The sequence below is a fragment of the Streptomyces sp. NPDC003035 genome, assembly GCF_042888285.1.
In the GTDB taxonomy this organism is placed as follows: Bacteria; Actinomycetota; Actinomycetes; order Streptomycetales; family Streptomycetaceae; genus Streptomyces.
Genome location: NZ_JBIAPJ010000009.1, coordinates 1 through 23,795 on the forward strand (window position 1 = coordinate 1; position 23,795 = coordinate 23,795).

At 72.9% G+C, this 23,795-nt stretch carries 19 protein-coding genes; 5 read left to right on the top strand and 14 right to left on the bottom strand.

Features of this window, described 5'->3' with window-relative positions; all coding sequences use genetic code 11:
- Positions 1-373 precede the first annotated feature (373 nt).
- Entirely contained in the window at positions 374-1,381 is a 1,008-nt protein-coding gene (locus tag ACFYV5_RS26890) for a stage II sporulation protein M (RefSeq protein ID WP_389172600.1), read from the bottom strand.
- 119 nt (positions 1,382-1,500) lie between these two features.
- Here ACFYV5_RS26890 and ACFYV5_RS26895 point away from each other — a divergent pair, with 119 nt between their 5' ends.
- Positions 1,501-2,415, top strand: a complete 915-nt coding sequence (locus tag ACFYV5_RS26895; protein WP_389172602.1) for an RDD family protein — start codon at positions 1,501-1,503, stop codon at positions 2,413-2,415.
- On the opposite strand, the gene ACFYV5_RS26900 is transcribed toward ACFYV5_RS26895, so the two are convergent.
- The 8 genes from ACFYV5_RS26900 to ACFYV5_RS26935 form a co-directional block, all read right to left on the bottom strand.
- The gene (locus ACFYV5_RS26900) at positions 2,412-3,026 is read right to left on the bottom strand and encodes a hypothetical protein (protein WP_389172604.1); all 615 of its coding nucleotides are present in this window, start codon (positions 3,024-3,026) and stop codon (positions 2,412-2,414) included. The genes ACFYV5_RS26895 and ACFYV5_RS26900 overlap by 4 nt on opposite strands.
- Before the next feature lie 132 nt (positions 3,027-3,158).
- Positions 3,159-4,616, bottom strand: coding sequence for an adenosylhomocysteinase (gene ahcY / locus ACFYV5_RS26905; RefSeq protein WP_355114673.1), 1,458 nt, complete (start codon positions 4,614-4,616; stop codon positions 3,159-3,161).
- A gap of 380 nt (positions 4,617-4,996) precedes the next feature.
- The gene (locus ACFYV5_RS26910; RefSeq protein ID WP_389172607.1) at positions 4,997-5,962 is read right to left on the bottom strand and encodes a cation diffusion facilitator family transporter; all 966 of its coding nucleotides are present in this window, start codon (positions 5,960-5,962) and stop codon (positions 4,997-4,999) included.
- A 66-nt stretch (positions 5,963-6,028) separates the two neighbouring features.
- Positions 6,029-7,180, bottom strand: a complete 1,152-nt coding sequence (gene manA, locus ACFYV5_RS26915) for a mannose-6-phosphate isomerase, class I (RefSeq protein WP_389172609.1) — start codon at positions 7,178-7,180, stop codon at positions 6,029-6,031.
- 134 nt (positions 7,181-7,314) lie between these two features.
- Complete coding sequence (locus ACFYV5_RS26920; protein WP_355114668.1) at positions 7,315-8,472, bottom strand: SIS domain-containing protein; 1,158 nt, start codon at positions 8,470-8,472, stop codon at positions 7,315-7,317.
- Positions 8,473-8,658: 186 nt separating this feature from the next.
- Positions 8,659-8,841, bottom strand: coding sequence for a Trm112 family protein (locus tag ACFYV5_RS26925; RefSeq protein WP_355114666.1), 183 nt, complete (start codon positions 8,839-8,841; stop codon positions 8,659-8,661).
- 293 nt (positions 8,842-9,134) lie between these two features.
- Complete coding sequence (locus ACFYV5_RS26930) at positions 9,135-10,502, bottom strand: phosphomannomutase/phosphoglucomutase (RefSeq protein ID WP_389172612.1); 1,368 nt, start codon at positions 10,500-10,502, stop codon at positions 9,135-9,137.
- A gap of 217 nt (positions 10,503-10,719) precedes the next feature.
- Positions 10,720-11,148 carry a DUF3499 domain-containing protein gene (locus ACFYV5_RS26935; RefSeq protein WP_355114663.1) on the bottom strand — a complete coding sequence of 143 codons (429 nt, stop codon included), beginning with the start codon at positions 11,146-11,148 and terminating at the stop codon, positions 10,720-10,722.
- 290 nt (positions 11,149-11,438) lie between these two features.
- Here ACFYV5_RS26935 and ACFYV5_RS26940 point away from each other — a divergent pair, with 290 nt between their 5' ends.
- On the top strand, positions 11,439-11,918 hold the full coding sequence (locus ACFYV5_RS26940) for a metallopeptidase family protein (RefSeq protein WP_355114661.1): 480 nt from the start codon (positions 11,439-11,441) through the stop codon (positions 11,916-11,918).
- A gap of 83 nt (positions 11,919-12,001) precedes the next feature.
- On the opposite strand, the gene ACFYV5_RS26945 is transcribed toward ACFYV5_RS26940, so the two are convergent.
- The 3 genes from ACFYV5_RS26945 to ACFYV5_RS26955 form a co-directional block, all read right to left on the bottom strand.
- Positions 12,002-13,528, bottom strand: coding sequence for a DUF5719 family protein (locus ACFYV5_RS26945; RefSeq protein ID WP_389172615.1), 1,527 nt, complete (start codon positions 13,526-13,528; stop codon positions 12,002-12,004).
- Positions 13,525-17,187 carry a glycosyltransferase family 2 protein gene (locus ACFYV5_RS26950; protein WP_389172617.1) on the bottom strand — a complete coding sequence of 1,221 codons (3,663 nt, stop codon included), beginning with the start codon at positions 17,185-17,187 and terminating at the stop codon, positions 13,525-13,527. Before ACFYV5_RS26950 ends, ACFYV5_RS26945 begins: the two co-directional genes overlap by 4 nt.
- Positions 17,188-17,378: 191 nt before the next feature.
- On the bottom strand, positions 17,379-17,642 hold the full coding sequence (locus tag ACFYV5_RS26955; RefSeq protein ID WP_015033978.1) for a WhiB family transcriptional regulator: 264 nt from the start codon (positions 17,640-17,642) through the stop codon (positions 17,379-17,381).
- A gap of 678 nt (positions 17,643-18,320) precedes the next feature.
- Here ACFYV5_RS26955 and ACFYV5_RS26960 point away from each other — a divergent pair.
- The 3 genes from ACFYV5_RS26960 to ACFYV5_RS26970 are packed head-to-tail and all read left to right on the top strand — an operon-like array spanning position 18,321 to position 21,242.
- The gene (locus ACFYV5_RS26960) at positions 18,321-18,830 is read left to right on the top strand and encodes a cysteine dioxygenase family protein (RefSeq protein WP_355114654.1); all 510 of its coding nucleotides are present in this window, start codon (positions 18,321-18,323) and stop codon (positions 18,828-18,830) included.
- A gap of 13 nt (positions 18,831-18,843) precedes the next feature.
- Entirely contained in the window at positions 18,844-19,800 is a 957-nt protein-coding gene (cofD, locus tag ACFYV5_RS26965) for a 2-phospho-L-lactate transferase (protein WP_389172620.1), read from the top strand.
- Between the two features lie 38 nt (positions 19,801-19,838).
- Complete coding sequence (locus ACFYV5_RS26970; RefSeq protein ID WP_389172622.1) at positions 19,839-21,242, top strand: coenzyme F420-0:L-glutamate ligase; 1,404 nt, start codon at positions 19,839-19,841, stop codon at positions 21,240-21,242.
- 236 nt (positions 21,243-21,478) lie between these two features.
- On the opposite strand, the gene ACFYV5_RS26975 is transcribed toward ACFYV5_RS26970, so the two are convergent.
- Together ACFYV5_RS26975 and ACFYV5_RS26980 are read right to left on the bottom strand one after the other, a co-directional pair.
- Complete coding sequence (locus ACFYV5_RS26975) at positions 21,479-22,483, bottom strand: DNA-3-methyladenine glycosylase family protein (RefSeq protein WP_389172624.1); 1,005 nt, start codon at positions 22,481-22,483, stop codon at positions 21,479-21,481.
- Between the two features lie 165 nt (positions 22,484-22,648).
- Positions 22,649-23,731, bottom strand: coding sequence for an NDP-sugar synthase (locus tag ACFYV5_RS26980; RefSeq protein ID WP_355114646.1), 1,083 nt, complete (start codon positions 23,729-23,731; stop codon positions 22,649-22,651).
- Positions 23,732-23,795: the final 64 nt, after the last annotated feature.

The following is a 23,795-nucleotide window of genomic DNA, read 5'->3' on the forward strand; positions in this document are numbered from 1 at the left end:
ACCCTCTCGGGCTTTCCTCCGGGCTTCCCTTCGGTCTTTCGTGTTTCCAGCTTAGCAGATCCGTTTTCCGTTTCTGCCACCCGCTGGAGCGGGCTGCCGGTCTGTTCTTCGCTTTCGCGTTTCCCTTTCCGGCGATTCCGACTTTATCAGATTCATTTCGGCCGACCTAATCGGTGGCTTCGTGATTCGAATAAGGAATCGGGGTGGCTCCGTGGAAATCGACTTCCCGACCGGAGCAAGAGAGATTCTAGCTGCTGGCCTTCGGACTTGTCCAGTCCGTGGCAACTAGTCGAATCTACCTCCCCACGCCGACCGTGTCAACGGCTTTTGTGGGCGAAGGAGAGACTAGCAGGTCAGCGGGGTCGTCTGCACATCAGGCAGCGGTCGGCAGGGCCGCGCTGCGGTCGGGCTCCTCGACGTCCCCCGTGTCGCCCGCTCGGGCAGCCCGGCCGCCCAGGACATAGACGTAGGCGAGAAATGCCAGCTCAGCCGCGACGCCGATGGTGATGCGCGCCCAGGTGGGGAGGCCCGACGGGGTGACGAAGCCTTCGATGAGGCCCGAGAGGAACAGGACCAGCGCCAGGCCGATCGCCATTCCGACCGCCGCGCGGCCCTGCTGGGCCAGGGCGGATCGACGGGTCATGGGGCCTGGGTCGATAAGGGTCCAGCCGAGGCGGAGGCCGGTGCCAGCGGCCACGAAGACGGCGGTCAGTTCGAGGAGGCCGTGCGGGAGGACCAGGCCGAGGAAGACGTCGAGGCGGCCGGCGGAGGACATGAGGCCGATGCCGACGCCGAGGTTGAGCATGTTGAGGAAGAGGATCCACAGCACCGGGACGCAGAGGAACGCGCCGAGCACCAGGCACATGGCGGCGGCCTGGGCGTTGTTCGTCCACACCTGGGCGGCGAAGGAGGCTGCCGGGTGGCTCGAGTAGTACGTCTCGTACTGGCCGCCCGGGCGGGTCATCTCGCGCAGTTCGGCCGGAGCGCCGATCGCGGACTGGACCTCGGGGTGCGTGCCGATCCACCAGCCGATGAGCGCGGCGAGGAGTGTGGAGAGGACGGCCGTCGGGACCCACCAGTGGCGGGACCGGTAGACGGCCGCCGGGAAGCTTGCCGTGAGGAACCCGGTCACGTCGCGCCAGGAGGAGCGGCGGGTGCCGGTGACCGCGGCGCGGGCGCGGGCGACGAGCTGGGTGAGCCGGGCCGTGAGCATCGGGTCCGGGGCGCTGGACTGGATCAGCGAGAGATGGGTGGCCGTCCGCTGGTAGAGGGAGACGAGCTCGTCTGCCTCGGCGCCGGTGAACTGTCCGCCCCGGCGCAGGAGGTGGTCGAGACGGTCCCACTCGGCTCGGTGGGCGGTGACGTAGACGTCGAGGTCCATGATCGGCTGCTGCTCCAGGCACTGGGTGCGTACGGGTCCGTACTACTGCGGCGCGCTGCGGATCAGCTTGGCAGACTGTCGTACTGAGGGGTCGGGAAGGCCGGAGAAGGGTGGGCGCCGTGAGCGGGGTTGTGACGGGGGACGCTGTCGTACTGGGGTTGCAACCGGCGCGACTGCCGAGCCGGGCTCTGGCGCTGTTCCTCGATCTTCTGGCGGTGTGGGCGGTCTATCTGCTGATCACGGTCGGGCTGGCGCTGGCCACGGCCTCGCTGGACGAGGCCGCGCAGATGGCGATATCCATCGCGTCGTTCCTGCTGGTGCTCGTCGGGGCGCCGATCGCGGTGGAGACGCTGTCGCACGGGCGTTCGCTGGGGAAGCTGGCCTGTGGGCTGCGGGTGGTGCGGGACGACGGGGGGCCGATCCGCTTCCGGCACGCGCTGGTGCGGGGGGCGATCGGGGTCGTGGAGATCCTCATGACCTTCGGGGTGGTCGCCTGTATCGCTTCGCTGGTGTCGGAGCGGGGGCGGCGGATCGGGGACGTCTTCGCGGGGACGCTGGTCGTGCGGGAGCGGGTTCCGGCGGATCGGAGCGCGGTCGTACCCCCTCCGCCGCCGTGGCTCGTGGGACGGTTCGCCGAGCTGGATCTGTCGGCGGTGCCGGACGGGCTGTGGCTGGAGATACGGCAGTACCTGACGCGGATGCGGCAGCTCGACCCGGGCGTGGGGAGGCAGCTCGCGGAGCGGCTGGCCGATGAGCTGGTCGCGCGGACGGGGACGCCTCCGCCGCCGGGTGTGCCGGCCGCGGCGTATCTGGCCGGGGTCGTCGGCGAGCGGCAGGCCCGGGAGGCGCGGCGGGCCTTCGCCTCTGCGGGGCAGGGCGTGGGCGGCCGGCTGGTGCCGGGGTTCGTGGCTCCCGTCGCCCCGGCCGTCGCGTCTGTCGCCCGGCCCGTGACGCCGCCCGTCGCGACGCCGGACGCGGGGGCGTCGGACGCGGGTGGGTCCGGCACGGCGACCGGGTTCGCGCCGCCCGCCTAGGGCCAGACCGTAGGCGGGGTCTCGAGGGCTTCGAGTTCGATGCCGGGGGCGGAGAGGACCACGTCGCCGGCGATGTGGAGCGTGTGCTGCTCGCCCGTGTCGAGGGCGTTGACCTGGTACTCGTCCACGGTCAGCGGGCCGTTGTCAGTGGCGTGCGTTTCACTTTTCACCAGGGCCCAGGACTGGTCGATCGTGAGGGGGGCGAGCACCGGACTCGTGAAGGCGACGAGCCGGACGCGGGTCGCGGGGGAAGCGGGGGTGAGACGCAGAAGTCGCGTGAGCGCGACGAGGAACGCCGGTGAGGCGCCGGTGAAGGCATGGGCGCGCACATTGCCTTCCGTGGCATGGGTGCCGGTGGGGTCGGTACGGACCCAGGTGACGCCGTCGAGGGCGGCGCCGCGGACCTGCCAGCTCGCGGCGTGGAGTTCGAGGCGGATGGGGCGGCCGAGTTCGTCGATGGCCAGGTCGACGGAGCCGGCGTGTTCGCCGGAGGGACTGGTGGTCTGTGAGACGTAGCGCCAGCCGGAGGGGCCGGGCGCGCAGTTGAAGTGCTCTTCACCGAGGGGGGTGTGATCGTGCGGGTCATGGAGCGAATAGCGGCCGCGGGGCATGGGTCCTCGGGGTGCTTGCTGGGGCGGTAGACGGGGCAGGCCCCCGGCACGGGGGTGCGGGGGCCTGCCTGTTTCCTCTACGGGTGTTCGGGACGGGCGTGCGTCAGTGCACGGGCGCCGTCGGTCCCGGCATCAGTAGCGGTAGTGGTCCGGCTTGTACGGGCCCTCGACCTGGACGCCGATGTAGGCGGCCTGCTCGGGGCGCAGGGTCGTGAGCTTGACGCCGAGCGCGTCGAGGTGGAGGCGGGCGACCTTCTCGTCGAGGTGCTTGGGCAGCACGTAGACGTCGGTCGGGTACTGCTCCGGCTTGGTGAAGAGCTCGATCTGGGCCAGTGTCTGGTCCGCGAAGGAGTTCGACATCACGAAGGAGGGGTGGCCGGTCGCGTTGCCCAGGTTGAGGAGGCGGCCCTCGGAGAGGACGATGACGACCTTGCCGTCCGGGAAGGTCCAGGTGTGGACCTGCGGCTTGACCTCGTCCTTGACGATGCCGGGGATCTGGGCCAGGCCGGCCATGTCGATCTCGTTGTCGAAGTGGCCGATGTTGCCGACGATGGCCTGGTGCTTCATCTTGGCGATGTCCGACGCCATGATGATGTCCTTGTTGCCGGTCGTGGTGATGAAGATGTCGGCGGTCTCCACGACGTCGTCGAGGGTGGCGACCTGGTAGCCGTCCATCGCGGCCTGGAGGGCGCAGATGGGGTCGATCTCGGTGACGATGACGCGGGCGCCCTGGCCGCGCAGGGACTCGGCGCAGCCCTTGCCTACGTCGCCGTAGCCGAAGACGACCGCGACCTTGCCGCCGATGAGGACGTCGGTGGCGCGGTTGATGCCGTCGATCAGGGAGTGGCGGCAGCCGTACTTGTTGTCGAACTTCGACTTCGTCACGGCGTCGTTCACGTTGATCGCCGGGAAGAGGAGGGAGCCGGCCTGCTGCATCTCGTACAGGCGGTGGACACCGGTCGTGGTCTCCTCGGTCACGCCGCGGATCTCGGACGCGAGCTGAGTCCACTTCTGCGGGTTCTCGCCGAGGGTGCGGTTGAGGAGACGGAGGATGTGGCCGTACTCCTCGCTGTCCGCGGTGGACGGGTCCGGGGCGGAGCCGGCCTTCTCGAACTCGACGCCCTTGTGGACGAGGAGGGTGGCGTCACCGCCGTCGTCCAGGATCATGTTCGGGCCGCCGGTGGGGGTGTTCGGCCAGGTCAGGGCCTGCTCCGTGCACCACCAGTACTCCTCCAGGGTCTCGCCCTTCCAGGCGAAGACCGGGACGCCGGCGGGCGCCTCGGGGGTGCCGTTCGGGCCGACGGCGATGGCCGCGGCGGCGTGGTCCTGGGTGGAGAAGATGTTGCAGGAGGCCCAGCGGACCTCGGCGCCGAGGGCGACGAGCGTCTCGATCAGGACGGCGGTCTGCACGGTCATGTGCAGGGAGCCGGTGATGCGGGCGCCGGCGAGCGGCTGCTGCTCGGCGTACTCGCGGCGGATCGACATCAGGCCGGGCATCTCGTGCTCGGCCAGGGTGATCTCCTTGCGGCCGAAGGCGGCAAGGGACAGGTCGGCGACCTTGAAGTCCTGCTGGTTGGCGACAGTCGTCATGACTGGGCTGCTCCTCGTGGATCGGGTTCGAGGGTCGGTCGGGGCGCCTGACACCGCGTGGTGGCGTAGCGCGGGCATACGAATGCCCGGTACTCCCGCGGTGCAGTCGTCGGAGGCCCTCTCTCCCTCGGCCGGTCCGTTGCGGACCGCCCGACCGCCATCAGCAGCGACGTCTGGCTGGTCACGAATCTACACCGATCAGCGCAGCGGGCCACAGTCCGCCGGGCGCCGGGACGGCGGGATCCGGCCGATGAGGCGGAGGTGCCGCGGGTGCCGGGTGAGGGGCGGCGGCCGCCGGGACGGCGAAGGGCCCGGGGTCGTGGTGACCTCGGGCCCCTGCGGTGCGGGGCCTGCGTCGGCGCCGCTCACGGTGGTGTCCGTCAGTGGCTCGCGTCGCCCGGGGACGTGGCGGGGTGAGGGCCCGCCGCCGCTGCCGACTCGGTGTAGATGTCCGGCTCCAGGTAGATGACCCGGGCGATCGGGACGGCGGCGCGGATGCGCTCCTCGGCCGCGTTGATGGCAGCGGCGACCTCGGTGGCCGTGTCGTCGTGCTGGACGGCGACCTTGGCGGCGACGAGGAGCTCCTCCGGGCCGAGGTGGAGCGTGCGCATGTGGATGAGGCGGGTGACGGTCTCGCCGTCGACGATGGCGTCCTCGATCTTCTTCACCTCGTCGATGCCGGCGGCCTCGCCGAGCAGCAGCGACTTGGTCTCGGCGGCGAGGACGATCGCGATCAGGATGAGCAGGATGCCGATGCAGAGGGTGCCGATGCCGTCCCAGATGCCGTCGCCGGTCACGAGCGCCACGCTGACACCGGCGAGGGCGAGGATGAGGCCGACGAGGGCGCCGAGGTCCTCCAGGAGGACGACCGGGAGCTCGGGGGCCTTCGCCCGGCGGACGAACTCCTTCCAGGACAGGCTGCCGCGGATCGCGTTCGACTCCTTGATGGCCGTACGGAAGGAGAAGGTCTCGGCGATGATCGCGAAGACGAGGACGCCGACCGGCCAGTACCAGGCCTCGATCTCGTGCGGGTGCTTGATCTTCTCGTAGCCCTCGTAGATGGCGAACATGCCACCGACGGAGAAGAGCACGATGGAGACGAGGAAGGCGTAGATGTACCGCTCGCGGCCGTAGCCGAAGGGGTGCTGGGGGGTCGCCTCGCGCTTAGCCTTCTTGCCGCCGAGGAGCAGGAGCCCCTGGTTGCCGGAGTCGGCGAGCGAGTGGACGCTCTCGGCGAGCATCGAGGACGAACCGCTGAAGAGGAACGCCACGAACTTGGCTACCGCGATCGCGAGATTCGCGACGAGTGCCGCGACGATCGCCTTGGTTCCGCCTGACGCGCTCATGGGTGTACGTGTTCCCTTCGTCGATGCTCCGGCTCTGTGGCCGCCATACGGCCGGTCATTGTTGCATCAGGCCGCGACGGTGGCGCGAAAGACCGTGCCCGTACCGGACAGTTCGGTTGTTTCGCCCGCCGGGACGAAGACCGATTCGCCGGGGGCGAGGGTCAGGTCGCCCGCCCTGGGCCGGCCCGCGACGGCGAGCAGGATCTGCGCGGTGCGGGCGGTGATGTCGGTGGGCGCCGCGCCCTCCGCCCGTACGAAACGGGAGAGACGGAACTCGTCGATCGGGGTGTCGTAGACCTCTTCGCCCGATTCGGACGCCTCGGGGCGCAGGACGGCGGGCTCGTTCGGTTCGAAGCGGACGACGCGCAGGAGCTCCGGGACGTCGACGTGCTTGGGGGTCAGACCGCAGCGCAGCACGTTGTCGGAGTTGGCCATGATCTCGACGCCGAGGCCGTCGAGGTAGGCGTGCGGCACGCCGGCGCCGAGGAAGAGGGCTTCGCCGGGCTGGAGTTGGATCGGGTTGAGCAGCATGGCGGCGATGACGCCGGCGTCGCCCGGGAAGTGGTGGGCGAGGGTGGCGTACGGGGCGAGGGCGCCGCCGAGGCGGGCGGCGGCGGCCGCGGCCTCGGTGACGGTGTGCGCCATCTCCTCGTGGTCGGCGGTGAGCAGGGCCGTCATGACCTCGCGCAGCGCGGCGTCCTCGGGGTGGGCGTGCAGGAGGTCGACGTACGGCTTGAGGGAGTCGACGCCGAGCGCGGCGATGGTGTCGGCGGCCTCGACGGGGTCGCGGAAGCCGCACAGCCCGGTGAACGGCGTGAGGGCGCAGATCAGTTCGGGCTTGTGGTTGGCGTCCTTGTAGTTGCGGTGCGGCGCGTCGATCGGGATGCCGGCCTTCTCCTCGGCGGCGAATCCGGCCTTCGCCTGGGCGAGGTCGGGGTGGACCTGCAGGGAGAGCGGGGCGCCGGCGGCCAGCACCTTGAGGAGGAAGGGCAGGCGCGGGCCGAACTTCCCGACGGCCGGGGCGCCCAGTTCGCGTACGGGATCGGCGTCGATGACCTCGTTCAGCGGTCCGCGCTCCGTGCGGGACGGAGCGCCGGGGTGGGAGCCCATCCACATCTCGGCCTGGGGCTCACCGGTGGGGGTGGTGCCGAGCAGTTCCGGGAGGGCGGTCGTGGAGCCCCAGGCGTAGGGGCGAACGGTGTTGACGAGGCGGTCCATCGAACGTTCCAGCTTTCCTCGGGGCGGGAGGTGGGTCGGCGGAGTGTCTCAGCGGGTGGTGTCCGTGGGGTGTCTCGGCGACGTATGGCGGGGTACGTCGGGGTGCGTCGGAGCGCCCGGTTCCGGCGGCCGGGTCAGTGCGGTGGTGCGATGCCGGCCGAGGCCAGCGCGAGGTAGATGGCGGCGAAGTCGGTGACGGCGAGCAGTTCGGCGAGGGTCTCCAGTTCGCCGCCGCCCTCCGGCTCCAGTTCGCTGATGGCCGTGCCGTGGCTGAGTGCCAGCTCCCGGGCGGCGGGCGCGGCGGTCAGGCCGCCGGCGTCGGCCGGGCGGTCGCGGAGCAGGACGACCCGGGCGCGCAGGGCCTGTGCCTCGTCGACACGGTCGCGGAAGAAGTCGTCGGGGTCGGCGCCGGCCGCGTAGTCGCCGGCGAGGAGCACGCCGTGGGCGGGCAGCGCCTCGGGCAGTTCGGCGGCGAGCGCGGGCAGTCCGGCCAGCTCGGCCAGGACGGCGGCGAAGCGGCGGCCCACGGGGCCCGCGGCGTCGCCCTCGGTCCAGATCAGCGGCAGCGAGTCGGCGAGTTCGGCGGCGAGCGTCTTGGCCGGGTTGCTGTACGTGGCGATGGCCGGGCCACAGCGTTCGGCCGTACGGTCCAGGCGGTCGGCGACCTTCTCCAGCGTCTCGGACGGCGCTTCGAGGAGGCCGACCCGGTCGAGCAGCGCGAGGAGCGGGGTGAACAGGGCCCACAGGGAGCCCGGGCCTGCGGCGAGGGTCTCTTCGTACTCCTCGAGGCTCTCGTGCGGGGCCATGGCCATGGGCACGAGCAGTCCGCGGGGGGCGCTGACGGTCTCGGCGAGCGGGGAGTTCTTGGGGGCGACGGCGACGACGGTGATGCCACGGCGGTACGCCTGCTCGGCGATGAGGGCGAGTCCGGGTTCGGAGCCGTCGGTGGTCGGGATGAGGAGCAGGTCCACGGATCCGGCCCAGCCGGGGAGCGCCCAGCGCAGGGCGCCGGCGGCGGGGGCGACGCCGGTGGGCTGGAGGCGGATGACGGGGGCGGCGGCGCCGGCGAGGGCGCCGACCAGGTCCGCGACTCCGGCCGCCGCGGTTCCGGGGCCCGCGACGAGGACGGAGCGGGGCCGGCCTTCGGGGCTGAGTTCGGCGATACCGGCCTCGGTGGCGTGGCGGGCGGCGGTCCGTACCCGTGCGCCCGCTTCGGCGGCGCCGCGGAGGAGGCCGCGGCGGTCGGCGAGGGCGAGGGCGTCCGGTGCGTCGAGGAGGGTCTCGTCGAGCATGTGGCGGTGCCTCCGGGCGGTGCGGGGCGGGTGCGGGTTCGTGGTGGTGCAGGGCCTTCGGCCGTGCTTGCGGTTCCCACCCGCACCACCCGTACGACGGAGAGGGCAGAGGTGCGGGTCTTCCCGTGGGTGGCGCTCGCCGTCGGCGGCGAACCGTCCGGAGGACGGCACGCCCGGCCGGGCGGCTTACGCCGGGCGGCGCGCCTCGTCCACCAGGAGGACGGGGATGCCGTCGCGGACCGGGTAGGCCAGGCCGCAGGCGTCGCCCGTGCAGATCAGTTCGGGGGTCTCGGCCGCCGTACGGTCGTTCAGCGGCGCGTGGCACGCCGGGCAGGCCAGGATCTCCAGGAGGCCGGCTTCGAGCGGCATGGGGTTTCCCTTCGCACAAAACGGTGGTGGTGCTGCCCTTTGGGCCTGGTCAGCCTACCGCCGGGGGACGGGGCGCGCGGTTCGGCCGCCCGGCCCGTCGCCCGGCCCGTCCGCCGGAAGGGAGAGCCCGTCCCTGCGAGGAGACGGTGCATCCCCGCCGGGGAGCACCCGCCCCCAGGCGGGGGCACGGTGCCCCGGTGGGGAGACCCCGTGCCCCCGCGGGGCGAAGGCGTCCCGGCCCGGAGATGGTGTCCCCCCTGGGGAGAACCCGTGCCCCCGCGGGGCGAGCCGTGTCAGTCGGTCCCGCGGACCATGGCGAGGACCTCGTCGCGGACCTTGGCCATGGTGGCCTCGTCGCGGGCCTCGACGTTCAGGCGGAGCAGCGGCTCGGTGTTGGAGGGGCGCAGGTTGAACCACCAGTCGTCCGCCGACACCGTCAGGCCGTCCAGCTCGTCGAGGGTGACGCCGTCCTGCCCGGTGTACGCCGCCTTGACGGCCGCCGCCCTGCCCGCCTGGTCGTCGACCGTGGAGTTGATCTCGCCCGAGCCGACGTAGCGGTCGTACGAGGAGACCAGCTCCGACAGCGTGCCGTCCTGGCCACCGAGGGCGGCGAGGACGTGGAGCGCGGCGAGCATCCCCGTATCGGCGTTCCAGAAGTCCTTGAAGTAGTAGTGCGCGGAGTGCTCGCCGCCGAAGATCGCGCCGGTCTTCGCCATCTCCTCCTTGATGAAGGAGTGGCCGACGCGGGTGCGGACCGGCGTGCCGCCGTTCTCGCGCACGACCTCGGGGACGGACCAGGAGGTGATCAGGTTGTGGATGATCGTGCCGCCGGGGGACTTCGCCAGCTCGCGCGCGGCCACCAGCGCCGTGATCGCGGACGGGGAGACCGCCTCGCCGCGCTCGTCGACGACGAAGCAGCGGTCGGCGTCGCCGTCGAAGGCGAGGCCGAGGTCGGCGCCCTCGGCCCGGACGCGGGCCTGGAGGTCGACGATGTTCTTCGGGTCGAGGGGGTTGGCCTCGTGGTTCGGGAAGGTGCCGTCCAGCTCGAAGTACATCGGTACGACGTCCAGCGGCAGGCCCGCGAGGACGGTGGGGACGGTGTGGCCGCCCATGCCGTTGCCCGCGTCCACGACGACCTTCAACGGGCGGATCGCGGTGAGGTCGACGAGCGCGGTGAGGTGGGCCGCGTAGTCCCGCAGCGTGTCCTGCTCGCTGATCGTGCCGGTGGTGGGGGCCGCCTCCGGGGCGCCCTCGTCCGACCAGCGCTCCACCAGGGCGCGGATCTCGGACAGGCCGGTGTCCTGACCGACGGGCGCGGCGCCGGCGCGGCACATCTTGATGCCGTTGTACTGGGCCGGGTTGTGCGAGGCCGTGAACATCGCGCCGGGCAGGCCGAGGCTGCCCGAGGCGAAGTACAGCTGGTCCGTGGAGCAGAGCCCGATCAGGGTGACATCGGCGCCGAGACGGGCCGCGCCACGGGCGAAGGCGCCCGACAGGCCCGGCGACGAGGGCCGCATGTCGTGGCCGACCACGATCGCGTCGGCACCGGTCACCCGGACGAACGCGGCGCCGAACAGCTCGGCGAGCGTCTCGTCCCACTGATCCGGCACCACCCCGCGGACGTCGTACGCCTTCACGATCTGCGACAGATCAGCAGCCACGGAACAACCCTCCTGAATCCTCAAGCCTGAGCACGCGTGTGCGGCGCGTGTACGAAGGCCCAACCTACCGGGGGCCGGCGAGGAGGGGGCAGGGCGCCTGGGCCGTCAGAGGTGCTCGGAGGTGCTCAGAAGTCCGCAGGAGACTCAGGAGTCTCAGGCGGCTCAGGGATCGGAGGAGCGCAGGGGCTCAGGAGTCTCGGGAGTCCCGCAGGGGTCTTCAGGAGTCGGGGGAGCGCAGGACGCGCAGGTGCCCGCGGCGTCCGACCTCCATCGGGTCGCCGCCGCGGCCGCCGCCCTTGCCACCGGCCTCGGCCGCGCGCTCCTGGGGGCGCGCCGCTTCCCGTACCGCGTTGGCGAGGGCTTCGAGGTCGTCGCCGCTGGGGCGGGCCGGGGCGTTGCCGACGGAGAGCCGCACGACCTCCCAGCCGCGCGGCGCGGTGAGGCGCTCGCTGTGTTCGGCACACAGGTCGTAGCAGTGGGGCTCGGCGTAGGTGGCGAGCGGGCCGAGGACCGCAGTCGAGTCGGCATAGACGTACGTCAGTGTCGCGACGGCAGGGCGGCCGCACGCGGTGCGCGAACAGCGACGTACAGGGCTCACGACGTTGGACGGTACCGCACTCTTGAGCGGGCCGCGACGACTCTCCACCGTGTCACTCCACCGTGTCGCGGTGTGACGTCGGACACGGCCCGTCTTCGGACCGCCGTGCTGACCTGCGCGTAAGGAGAGAAACGGGGGTGGGGACGGCAGCCGATCCGGACAACGGACGACAGGAATCCGGTCAACGACGGCCAGATGGCCGATCGCGGGAGCCCCTGGAACCGAGCCCGTGCCTGGCCGGAATGTTCAACTATCGACAGCCCCGGTCCGGCCGGTGTCGAGGTGCCGCGTGTGCGCCACGGTCGGCGGGCACCGAGGAGAGTTACGCTGCGTCAGTGATGGACAGTCCTGTGCCGCCGAACCCCTCGTCCCGTCCGGCCGAGCCCGATGCGGCGGAGTCCCGTCCGGTTCCGGTGGAGCCACGGACGCGCCGCCGCGATCGTCACGGCCGCGGTATGCGCGGGCCGGTCGCCCCGCCGCAGGTGCCGTTGTCCGCGACGCGGGCCGACACCTTCCGCGATCTGGTCCTGGACTCCGTGGAGCGCCTGGAACGGCGCTGGCCGCAGCTGGCGGACGTCGAGTTCATGGTTCTCGACGTGCCGCCGTCGGTGCCGGGCGAGTCGGTGCCGCTGGGCGGGGCCGCGCCGGCGGAGAAGGGCGGGCCCGCCCGGATCGTCGTCTACCGACGGCCGGTCGAGATCCGCTCGAAGAGCCGGGACGAGCGGGCGCTGCTCGTCCACGAGGTCGTCGTGGAGCAGGTGGCCGAGCTGCTCGGCCTCTCCCCCGAGTCGGTCGACCCCCGGTACGGGCAGGACTGACGTACGGGCAGGACTGACGGTACGGGCACGATCGACCCCTTCGGGGGAACGCGGGGCACTCTTCGGAGCCGGCCGGCGGGACGTCAGTCGTCCAGGACCGAGAGGTCCTGCCGGGCCGTCGGGACCTGGACCATGCCCCGGTCGTCCGCCAGGGTCTGGACGGTGAACATGGGGATGCCGTTCAGCGGGATCGCCAGGGTGCGTCCGGCGTGGACGGGTCCGCCCGAGACCGGTTCGACCGTCAGGGCGTAGGAGCCCTTCAGGCCGGCCGGGACCACGTCCGTCACCTTCATCGTCGTCCCCGCCTTGACCGTGACGGTCCTGGAGACCGGCGTGCCGCCCTCCGTACCCGCCGAGGCGGTGACCTTGACCTGGGCCGCGGCGCCCGGGGCGGTGAGCGCGAGGATCGATCCGGCGGAGCGGTTGTCGACGACGGTGGCGCGGGCGGTGATCGCCGCGGTCGCCGGGACGAAGGCCACCTCCTGCTTGTCGCCCTTGCCGCGCACGACGCGCAGCGCGGCCACGAACGGGGTGGTCTTCTTCGGGTCCGACGGGGTGAGCAGCAGGGAGCCCGCCTCGCCCCGGGTCAGGTCCGGCAGCTCGACGGCGGCGGTCATGCCCGACTTCACGTGCAGGGACTGCGCGCTCGCGGGGACGATCGTGCCGCTCTCGCCGACCAGCTGGATCTTCAGCTCGGCGTCGTCCTCACCCGGTGCGTACGCCACCAGGCGCACCGAGGTCGCGTCGGCCGGGATGCCGGGCAGCACGGCGGTGCCGGCCGGGTCGGCGGAGGCGGACAGCCAGTCGCTGCCGAGCTTGTCGTCGGCGGATCCCATGACCGCGCCGACGCGTCCGCTGCGGGTGGTCACATGGACGGTCACGTCGGCCGCCGGGGCCTCGCCGGTGAGCGTGGAGAGCAGGACGGGGACGCTGGAGCGGGCCGGGACGGGGATGCCCTCGGTCAGCTGCGACGGGAGTGCGCCCTCGGGGCCGTACAGCTCGATGTCGGCGACGGCGGCGGAGTCGTCGGGGTTGGTGAGGTGGACGTAGTCCTGGCGCTCCTTGGCCGTGGAGGCGGCCGGGAACCAGAAGTCCGTGTCGGGGGCGGAGCAGGTGACGCCGAGCAGTCCGCGCGCACCGCCCGCCGGGACCACGCTCGTCTGCTGGACCGTCCAGCCGGGGGCGAGGGCGCCGGTCGCCGCGCCGGTCAGGGCGGGTGCGGCGCCGCCGTTCGCCTCGGCGGAGACGGGCTTGCCCGGCTCGGTGACGGTCGCCGGGGCCTTGGCGGCCGCGGGCTTCTTCGCCGCCGTGCCGCCGGGGGTGGCGGCGAGCGGGGCGGGCTTCAGCTCGGCCTTGGCCGCGGCCTTGCCGGAAGCGTCGGTCTGGCCGGCGGCGGGCTTTCCGGCCGGGGTGTACGAGGTGTAGTCCGTCTCGGCCACCTCGGACGTGCTCGGCGCGGGGCACAGCAGGCTGGAGCGCTCCACGGGCATCGGCTCCGTGGCGCTCGTCGCGACCGGGGCGGTGCCGTCGGGCTCGGTCAGGGCGGCGAAGCCGGTGACGGCGGCGAGGGCCGTGGCGACCGCGATCAGGGAGAGGGTGGTGCGCTTCACTGGTTGCTGCTCCCGTCGGGACGCTGCTCGGTCTCGTAGCCGTACGTGTACGGGTCGTACGGCTGCTGCGGATTCCCCTGCTGGTCGTACTGCTGCTGCTCGTACCCCTGCTGCGGCGGCTGCTGTTCGTACCCCTGCTGCTGGTACGGGTCGTACGGCTGCTGCGGATACCCCTGTTGGTCGTACTGCTGCGGGTACTGCTGCTGGTCGTACCCCTGCTGCTGGTACGGGTCGGCCGCGTACTCCGTGTACTGCTGGGGGTAACCCTGCTGGGCGTACTGCTCCTGCGGTTGCTCCTGTGGCTGCTGCTGCCATTCCTCGGCGGCGTACGTCTGCTGCTCGGGGACGGCGGCGGGCTCCGAGGTCTGCTCCTCCACCGCGGTCGACGCGGCCTCCGCCTCGGCGGCGGCGCGCAGGCGGCGGGCCCGGCGGCCGTCGCCCTCCATCGCCTGGGCGGGGATCGCGATCTCCTCCTCGGGCAGGTCGTCGTCGATCTCGCGGCGACGCCCGGGCAGGGCGAGGACGAGCAGGACGATGGCGAGACCGACCTGGGCCCAGATCCACAGGGTGTGGGTGAGGGGCTGGTCGTACGTGAGGTCCAGGCGGCCGCCCTGGGCGGGCAGCTCGAAGCCCTGGGCCCAGCCGTCGACGGTGGTCTTCTCCAGCTCCTTGCCGTCGAGGGTGGCGGTCCAGCCCTCGTCGGCCCGGTCGGCGATGCGCAGGACGCGGCCGGCCGCGCCCGACGGGATCGTGGTGTGCGCCTCGACGGGCCCGGCGGCGACGGTGACCGGCCTGACCGCAGCGTCGGTGGTCTTGGCGCCGGGCAGGACGATCGTCGCGCGGGCGACCTCGCGGTCGACGCGCCACAGCGCGCTGCCGTCGAGCTGGCTGAGCCGGCTGAGGCCGGGGGTGGCGTCGAGGACGCGGCTCATCTGGCGCGGTGCCCCGTCCCGTACGAGGACGTAGCGGATCGCGAACCCGCTGAGCTCCTCGGTCTGGTCGGCGCCCGAGCCGGCCACCAGGTGAGCCACGACCTTGTCCAGACCCGCGTCGCTGCCACCGGCCGCGGCCAGCTCGGCGTCGCCGAGGCGGGCGCCGGAGCCTCGGACCAGGGTGTAGGCGACCTCGCCGGGCGAGGTGCCGCCGAGGACGAGGGTGCGGGGCTGGTCGCGGGTGTCGCTCTCCTCGGCGACGAACGCCGGGACCTGGACCGGGTCGCGCCGGGTCAGCGGGCCGTCGGCACCGCCGATCATCCAGGTGGCCGCGGCGACGACGGGGCCGAGCGCGGCGGCGAGGGCGATGAGCGCGGCGACGGGCTGGCGCCAGCCGAAGCCGTGGGCGGCGACGCGGGTGCGTCCGCCCTCGGCGCCGACCATGCCGGCGGCGAGCAGTGCGGCCCCGTAGACGAGGGTGGCGGGTCCGGCCCAGCCGGTGCCCCCGGCGCCGTTGGAGACCACGGCGAACAGGAGTCCGGCGAGGGCGGCGGCCCAGGCCGCGCGGACGGCGAACTGGCGCTCCTCGCGCAGCAGCGCGGCCAGGGCGGCGAGCACGATGCCGATGAGGAGGAGGCCGCCGGTGGTGCCCGGGCCGCCGGGGCTGGTCCCGAGGAGGTCGAGGGCGGAGGCCGTGCCCGTACGGATGTCGAGGCCGGCCTCGCGCAGGAAGGCGGAGGGGCTGGTCAGGAGGGAGAGCGACCAGGGGGCCAGGACGAGGACGGGGGTGCCGACGGCGGCGAGGAAGCGCAGTCCGTACGCCGTGATGTCACCGCGGCGCAGGACGAGCACGCCGATGCCGAGGACGACGGCGAGCGGCCAGACGATCGGCGTGAACGCCATCGCGAAGGTCAGCAGGAAGGTGTACGCCCAGGTGGCGCGCCAGCTGCCACGGGTCCCGCTCGGGGTGCCGGTGCCGCCGGTCAGTCCGTGGGCGGCGACGGCGGCGCGGGCGATCAGCGGGAGCAGGATCGCGAGGACGGCGGTGCCGAGGCGGCCGGCGGCGAGCGCTCCGGTGGCGGCGGGCAGGAAGGCGTACGCGATGGCACCCCAGGCGCGAAGCAGCCGGGACTCGACGATCGGGCGGGCGGCGAAGTAGGCGGTGAAGCCGGCCAGCGGGACCGAGCACACGAGCAGCACGGTGAGCGCGAAGGAGGTGGATCCGAGGAAGAGCGCGGAGAGCCCGGCCAGGACGGCGAGGTAGGGCGGTGCGGTCTGGGTGCCGCCGGTGCCGAGGGCGTGCCAGCTGTCCGCGTACCGTCCCCACAGCTCGGAGACGGAGTCGGGGGCGGGGAGCAGGGCGCCGCCGGCGAGCGAGCCGCCGCCGAAGAGGCCGCGGCAGGCCACCACGGAGACGAGCAGGAGCAGGGCGAAGAGGACCGGTCCGGGCTTGCCGGCGATCTTCTTCAGCCGGGCGAACTGCTCGACCTCCAGGAAGTCGGCGTCGTCGCCGCCGGGTCCGGACTCGACGACGCCGTGGCGGGAGCCGCCGGAATCGGCGTCGGAGCCGCCGAAGTTCGCGGCGATCTGTTCGGCGGTGGCACGGACGGTGGCGCCGGGCGGCGGGAAGAGCGGGCGCAGTTCGCTCGCGGCGACGGCGGGGTTCTTGCGGCGCTTGCGCGCGGCGAGGATCTTCTCGGGGCGCAGCAGGGTCGCGAAGAGGCCCATGACCTCGTCGACGGCCTGGCCGGGGACCTTGCCGACGAGGTAGGCGAGGGTGCGCAGCAGGGTGCCGAGGACGAGCCGGATCAGTACGTAGGGCAGGGCGGCGCCGCGGGCGTTGGCGAGCAGGGTGTAGACGGCGCCGGCCTTGTCGACGCGGTGCGGGCTGGCGACGGAGCGGCCCGCGCAGTCGACGGTGCGCCGTTCGCGGGCGGAGGCCTCGGCGTGACGCAGGACGGCGCCGGGGGCGACGAGGACGCGGTGGCCGGCGGAGTGGGCGCGCCAGCACAGGTCGACGTCGTCGCGCATCAGCGGCAGCCGGCGGTCGAAGCCGCCGAGGTCCTCGAAGACGTCGCGGCGGATGAGCATGCCGGCGCTGGAGACGGAGAGGACGGAGCGGACCTGGTCGTGCTGGCCCTGGTCCTGTTCGCGGCGGTCGAGGCCGGTCCAGCGGCGGCCGCTGCGGGCGATGGAGACGCCGGCTTCGAGCAGTTGCTTGCGGTCGTACCAGCCGCGGAGCTTGGGTCCGACGACGGCGGCGTACGCGTCGGAGTCGGCGACGCGCAGGAGTTCGGCGAGGGCGTCCGGCTCGGGCGCGCAGTCGTCGTGGAGCAGCCAGAGCCACTGCACGGGCTCGCCGTGCGGGAGTTCGGGCAGGTCGTAGGCGTCGTCGCTCCAGGTCCTGCTGACCGGGTCCCAGCCGCTGGGGCGCTTCAGATAGGTGAGTTCCTCGGGTCCGAGCACGGGGGCGGTGCGGGCGGCCTCCTCGACCGCGGCACCGAAGCCGGTGCGGCGCGCGAGGTGGAGGACGCGGTCGGCGCCGATCGCGGCGGTCAGCAGCTGCGCGGAGTCGTCGGCACTGCCGGTGTCGGCGGCGACGACGTTCTGCACCGGGCGTTCCTGGGCGAGCAGCCCGGCGAGGGCGTCCGGCAGCCAGCGGGCGCCGTCGTGGGCGACGAGCACGGCGGTGACGACGTGTCGCGGGAACTCAGGAGTTGAGGACATCGAGGTACGGGCCCTCCGGCCGGGGGTCGCCCGCGGGGGGCGTGGGTACGTCTCGGACGGGGCCCCACACTAACGGCTGCACAACAAACGGTCCGCCGCCTGTGGACAGAGCACAGGATGCGGACCGTTCGTTGTGTACAGGTGTGCGCGGTTTGGCGAGCGGGTGCCGGCGGCGCGGATACGGGCGCCGGTCAGACCGCGGCCTTCTTCAGGCGGCGGCGTTCCCGCTCGGACAGGCCGCCCCAGATGCCGAATCGTTCGTCGTTCTGAAGGGCGTACTCAAGGCATTCGGAGCGGACCTCGCAGGCGAGGCAGACCTTCTTGGCCTCGCGGGTCGAGCCGCCCTTCTCGGGGAAGAAGGACTCGGGATCGGTCTGGGCGCAGAGTGCGCGCTCCTGCCAGCCGAGTTCCTCGTCCGCGTCCTCGACCAGCAGTTCCTGGAACAACTCGGTCATGTGCGCCCCTCGTCTGTCTTTACGTCCCCGTGATGTTGCCGTTACCGATTTCGGCCGAACGACACGAGTGAAATTACAAGTTCGTGCTCTGTGCGAGTCAAGCCGGAATCTGCTATTGGGCCCGGTATTCACTCTGCGGAACCAAGGCTATGCGGAAAGTGTTCAAATCACCAAAAAACGAGACACATGCCACCGGCTTGGCCGCACCGCTCCCTCACGAAGGGAGACGCCCGAGAGGTGGATCTTGTTGCGATCCAGCCACGGAAGCGATCCGGATCACAGTCCGATCACGGGATCTCAGCCGCGTTTACGGGCACGTATGTTGCGCCATGTCTCCCGCCCAGCGGCTGCACAAACCTTTCTCCGGGCGCTGTAACCGGATGAGGTGAAACATTACCGCCAAAACGGGCATTGGGTTGACAGTCGGGTGGCTCGCCCGTCACCTTTGATCCCATGCCAGCGACCTCAGCGCCCTCCGCGACCCACGCCCGTGGGTTCCGCCGCGCTGTCCAGGCACGCTGTTGCTGTTGCTGTCCCAGCTGTTGATGCCGTAGAGCTCCAGCTTCCGCTTTCTCCCGCGTCACCCGCATTCCTTACCCCGCTTTTCCAGCGGCATCCGCTTTCCTTGCGACACCCCCGCACCTGCACTCCCTGCTTCTGCCGAGGAACCCCGCACCCATGAACAGCGACAGCGACCTTCAGATCGCCGGCGACATCCTCGAGGTCCAGCACCTCCTGCAGCCCGCCCGCCAGCACCCCGCCACCGTGGCCGAGTTCGCCGGTCTCGCCCGCTCCATCGCCGCCGACCGCGCCCAGTGGGCACCCCATGTCGAGTACGACGCCACCACCCGCTGGTACCACCGGCTGCGCACCGGCCCCGGCTACGAGGTCTGGCTCCTCTCCTGGGTGCCCGGCCAGGGCAGCGGGCTCCACGACCACGGCCCCTCCTCCGGCGTACTGACCGTCCTGCAGGGGGAGCTGACGGAGCGTACGGACCGGGGCGCGCGGACGCTCACGGGAGGCGCGCAGCGCGTGTTCGCGCCGGGGTACGTCCACGAGGTCGTCAACGACTCCCTCGAACCGGCGGTCAGCCTGCACGTGTACTTCCCCGGCCTCACCGAGATGCCCATGCACGAATCCGTGCGGGCGCGGTGCGCCCCGGCCGCCCCCGGTGTCGTATCCGCCTGACAGACTGATCCACATGCGCATTGTGGTTCTGGCCGGTGGCATCGGTGGTGCCCGCTTCCTTCGCGGCCTCAAGCAGGCCGCGCCGGACGCGGAGATCACGGTCGTCGGCAACACCGGTGACGACATCCACCTCTTCGGACTGAAGGTCTGCCCGGACCTCGACACGGTGATGTACACCCTCGGCGGTGGCATCAACGAGGAGCAGGGCTGGGGCCGTGAGGACGAGTCCTTCACGGTGAAGGAGGAGCTCGCGGCGTACGGGGTGGGCCCCGAGTGGTTCGGCCTCGGCGACCGCGACTTCGCGACGCACATCGTCCGTACGCAGATGCTGGCCGCCGGGTACCCGCTCAGCGCCGTCACCGAGGCGCTGTGCGCCCGCTGGGAGCCCGGCGTGCGCCTGCTCCCGATGTCGGACGACCGCGTGGAGACCCATGTCGCCATCGAGGTGGACGGCGAGTCCCGGGCGGTGCACTTCCAGGAGTACTGGGTGAGGCTGCGGGCCTCCGTGGACGCGCAGGCCGTCGTGGCGGTCGGCGCGGAGGCCGCGAAGCCGGCGCCCGGTGTGCTGGAGGCCATCGCCGAGGCGGACGTCATCCTCTTCCCGCCGTCCAACCCCGTCGTGTCGGTCGGCACGATCCTGGCCGTGCCGGGCATCCGCGAGGCGATCGCCGAGGCGGACGTGCCGGTCGTCGGCCTCTCCCCCATCGTCGGCGACGCGCCCGTGCGCGGCATGGCCGACAAGGTGCTCGCGGCGGTGGGCGTGGAGTCCACGGCCTCGGCGGTGGCGCGGCACTACGGCTCGGGGCTGCTCGACGGCTGGCTGGTCGACACGGTGGACGCGGGCACGGTCGAGGACGTCGAGGCGGCGGGCATCCGCTGCCGGGCGGTGCCCCTGATGATGACGGACCTGGACGCGACGGCCACGATGGCGCGCGAGGCGCTGGCGCTCGCGGAAGAGCTTCGCGGATGACGGGGGCGGCGGGCGGGGTGGCGCCGGTGGAGGGGGCGATGCCGACGGACGGGGCGGTGCCGGTGGACGGGGCGGTGCCGACGGGCGCGATCGTGCCCGCTGGTGGCGTGGCGCCGGCGGACGGGGCGGTGGGCGCCGGCGGGGGGGCGACCGGATATCGGGTCTGGGCGCTCGGCGGGCTGCCGGAGGTGAAGGCCGGGGACGACCTCGCCAAGCTCATCGCGTCCGTCTCCCCCGGCCTCCAGGACGGGGACGTCCTGCTCGTCACCTCCAAGATCGTGAGCAAGGCCGAGGGGCGGGTGATCGCCGCCGACGACCGGGAGGAGGCGATCGACGCCGAGACGGTACGGGTGGTGGCGCGGCGCGGCACCCTGCGCATCGTCGAGAACCGCCAGGGCCTGATCATGGCCGCGGCCGGGGTCGACGCCTCCAACACCCCCGCGGGGACGGTGCTGTTGCTGCCCGTCGACCCGGACGCCTCGGCCCGCGCCCTGCGGGAGGGACTGCGGGACGTGCTCGGCGTCGACGTCGGTGTCGTCGTCACGGACACCTTCGGGCGGCCCTGGCGCAGCGGGCTGACGGACGTGGCCATCGGCGCGGCCGGCGTGCGCGTGCTCGACGACCTGCGCGGAGGCACGGACGCGTACGGCAATCCGCTCAGCGCGACCGTCGTCGCCACCGCCGACGAACTGGCCGCCGCGGGCGACCTGGTGAAGGGCAAGGCGAGCGGTCTTCCGGTGGCCGTCGTGCGCGGTCTGCCGCATCTGGTGGACAACGCGGGCGGGGACGGCGCCCGGGCGCTGGTCCGCGGCGCCGCCGACGACATGTTCCGGCTCGGGACCTCGGAGGCCGTACGGGAGGCGGTGACCCTGCGGCGTACCGTCCGGGAGTTCACCGACGAGCCGGTGGACCCGGGGGCGGTACGGCGTGCCGTCGCCGCGGCCGTCACGGCGCCGGCGCCGCACCACACGACACCGTGGCGGTTCGTCCTGCTGGAGTCACCGGAGTCACGGCTGCGCCTGCTCGACGCGATGCGGGACGCGTGGATCGCGGACCTGCGGCGGGACGGCAGGCCGGAGGAGTCGATCGCGAAGCGCGTGCGGCGCGGGGACGTCCTGCGCGACGCGCCGTACCTGGTGGTGCCGTGCCTCGTGATGGACGGCTCGCACCACTATGGTGACGCGCGCCGGGACGCCGCCGAGCGGGAGATGTTCGTGGTCGCGGCGGGCGCGGGCGTGCAGAACTTCCTGGTGGCACTCGCGGGCGAGCGGCTCGGCTCGGCGTGGGTGTCCTCGACGATGTTCTGCCGTGACGTCGTACGGGAGGTGCTCGCGCTGCCGGAGGGCTGGGACCCGATGGGCGCGGTGGCGGTCGGGCACGCGGCGGCACCACCGAAGGACCGGCCGGCGCGGCAGGCGGGGCAGTTCATCGAGGTGCGGTGAGGGCTGCTCCTAGGGGGTGTCTTGTCGATCAGGCCGGATCAGGGAGCGGGGTCTGGTGCCGTGTATCGCAAGGCGGAGGAGGGAGACAACGCGGTGGGGGCACCTCCCGTGCCCGAAGGGCTACGGGGGAGTTGGCGACCGACGACAACGCGGCGTGGGGGTACCTCCCGTGCCCGAAGGGCTACGGGGGAGCGGTGCCAGGGCACGCGAGCCCGGCCTGATCGGCAAGACACCCCCTAGAGCGCCGCGATGTTCCCGGGGGTGAAACGGGGTGCGCGGCGCGGGGGGACGCGGCCGCTGAGGAGGATCAGGCGGGCCGCGCGGTGGCGCTGGCCGGCGTAGGGGGCGAGGAGTTCGAGCATGGCCGTGTCGTCGGTCGTGCGGTCGCCCGCGAGGGCGTAGCCGACGATACCGGGCAGGTGGTAGTCGCCGACGGTGACCGCGTCCGGGGCGCCGTTGCTGCGCTGGATCGTCTCGGCGGAGGTCCAGGGCCCGATGCCGGGGATCAACTCCAGTCGCCGCTGGGCCTGTTCGGGCTCCATCCCGGCGGCCTCCTCCAGCCGGCGGGCGACCCGGGCGGCGCGCAGGACCGTGGAGGCGCGCTTGTCGTCGACGCCGGCGCGGTGCCACTCCCAGGAGGGGATCCGGGCCCAGGTGGGAGCGTCGGGCATGACGTGCATCCCGTCCGGGGCGGGGCCGGGCGCGGGGTCACCGTACTTCCGTACAAGCAGTCGCCACGCGCGGTACGCCTCGTCGGTCGTGACCTTCTGCTCCAGGATCGACGGGATCAGTGACTCCATGACCAGGCCGGTGCGGGTCAGGCGGAGACCGGGGCGGCGGCGGTGGGTCGCGGCGAGGAGGCGGTGGCGGGGGACGAAGGCGGCGGGGTCGTCGTCGGCGCCGAGGAGCCGGGGCAGGCCGTCCAGGAGCCAGTCGCCGCCCGGGCCCCATGCCTCGGCCTCCACGGCTCCGGCGCGGACGGCGACCCGCAGCGTGCCCGGGCCCGCGGGGGTGCGGCTGGCCCGCCAGACGGACCCGTCGGGGGTCGTACGGAAGGTGGGGTCGCCGGGGCCGCGGCGCAGGGGGCCGAGGGTGAGGCCGAGATCGGGGGTGCGGGGGGTCTCGGGGGCGTCCGGGGCGGGGGGCTCGGGAGCCTCGCGTGCCTGGGCGGGTACGGGGACGTGGCCGCCGCGCACGGTGGTGCGGGTGGTGGGGGTGAGGGGTGTGAAGCGGCCGGCCATGTGTATGAGCGTAACGGGGCGGGTGCCGCCGGGTGGGAGGTGCGCCCGGCCCGCGGCCGGGCGTGGCTTCCCACCCGCACCACCCGTACAGCCGAGTGGGGAAAGGTACGGGTCCTCCCGTGCGGACCTCCGTAGGTGTGGTGCGGCGCCGGCGCGGCGGGGGGTCTACTGGTCCGAGGAGAAGCGGACCGAGCCCTGGGGGAGCACCGCGTCGCACCAGACGCGGATGCCGGCGCGGAGTTCGTTGTCCGGGCCCACCTCGGCTCCGTCGCCGATGACCGCGCCCGTCAGGACCGTGCGCGCGCCGATCCGGGCGCCCGCGCCGATCAGGGAGTCCGTGATCACCGCGCCCGGTTCGACCACCGCGCCCGCGTGGACCGTCGAGCCCGTGATGCGGGCGCCCTCGCCGACCACCGCGCCGGCGCCGACCACCGTGCCGCCCGTGAGCTTGGCGTCCGGGGCGACCCGGGCCGTCGGCAGGACCAGGCGGTCGCCGCAGCGGCCCGGCACCGCCGGGGACGGGGCGCGGCCGAGGACCAGGTCGGCGGAGCCGCGGACGAACGCCTGCGGGGTGCCGAGGTCGAGCCAGTACGTCGAGTCCACCAGGCCCTGCAGATGCGCGCCGGCCGCGAGGAGCTCGGGGAAGGTCTCCCGCTCGACCGAGACCGGGCGGCCCACCGGGATCGTGTCGATGACCGAGCGGCGGAAGACGTAGGCCCCCGCGTTGATCTGGTCGGTCACGATCTCCTCCGGAGTCTGCGGCTTCTCCAGGAACGCCGTGACCCGGCCGGTCGGGTCCGTCGGGACCAGGCCGAACGCCCGCGGGTCCTCGACCCGGGTGAGGTGCAGCGAGACGTCCGCGCCCGAGTCGGCGTGCGTGGCGACCAGGGCCCGGATGTCCAGGCCCGTCAGGATGTCGCCGTTGAAGACGAGCACCGGGTCGTCGGCGCCCGAGTGGAGGCGCGAGGCGACGTTCCGGATCGCGCCGCCCGTGCCGAGCGGCTCCTCCTCGGTGACGTACTCCAGGCTGAGCCCCAGCGACGAGCCGTCCCCGAAGTGCGGCTCGAAGACCTCGGCCAGGTACGACGTGGCGAGCACCACGTGCTCGACGCCCGCGGCCTTGGCCCTTGCCAGCTGGTGCGTCAGGAACGGGACGCCGGCCGCCGGAACCATCGGCTTCGGCGTGTTGACCGTCAGGGGCCGCAACCGCGTGCCCTTGCCACCGACCAGGAGGATCGCTTCTGTCACCTGTCGTCTCTGCTTCCTGTCCGGGTCCGGTCTCGTCACTCGTCCGCGCGTCCGCTCGTCCGTG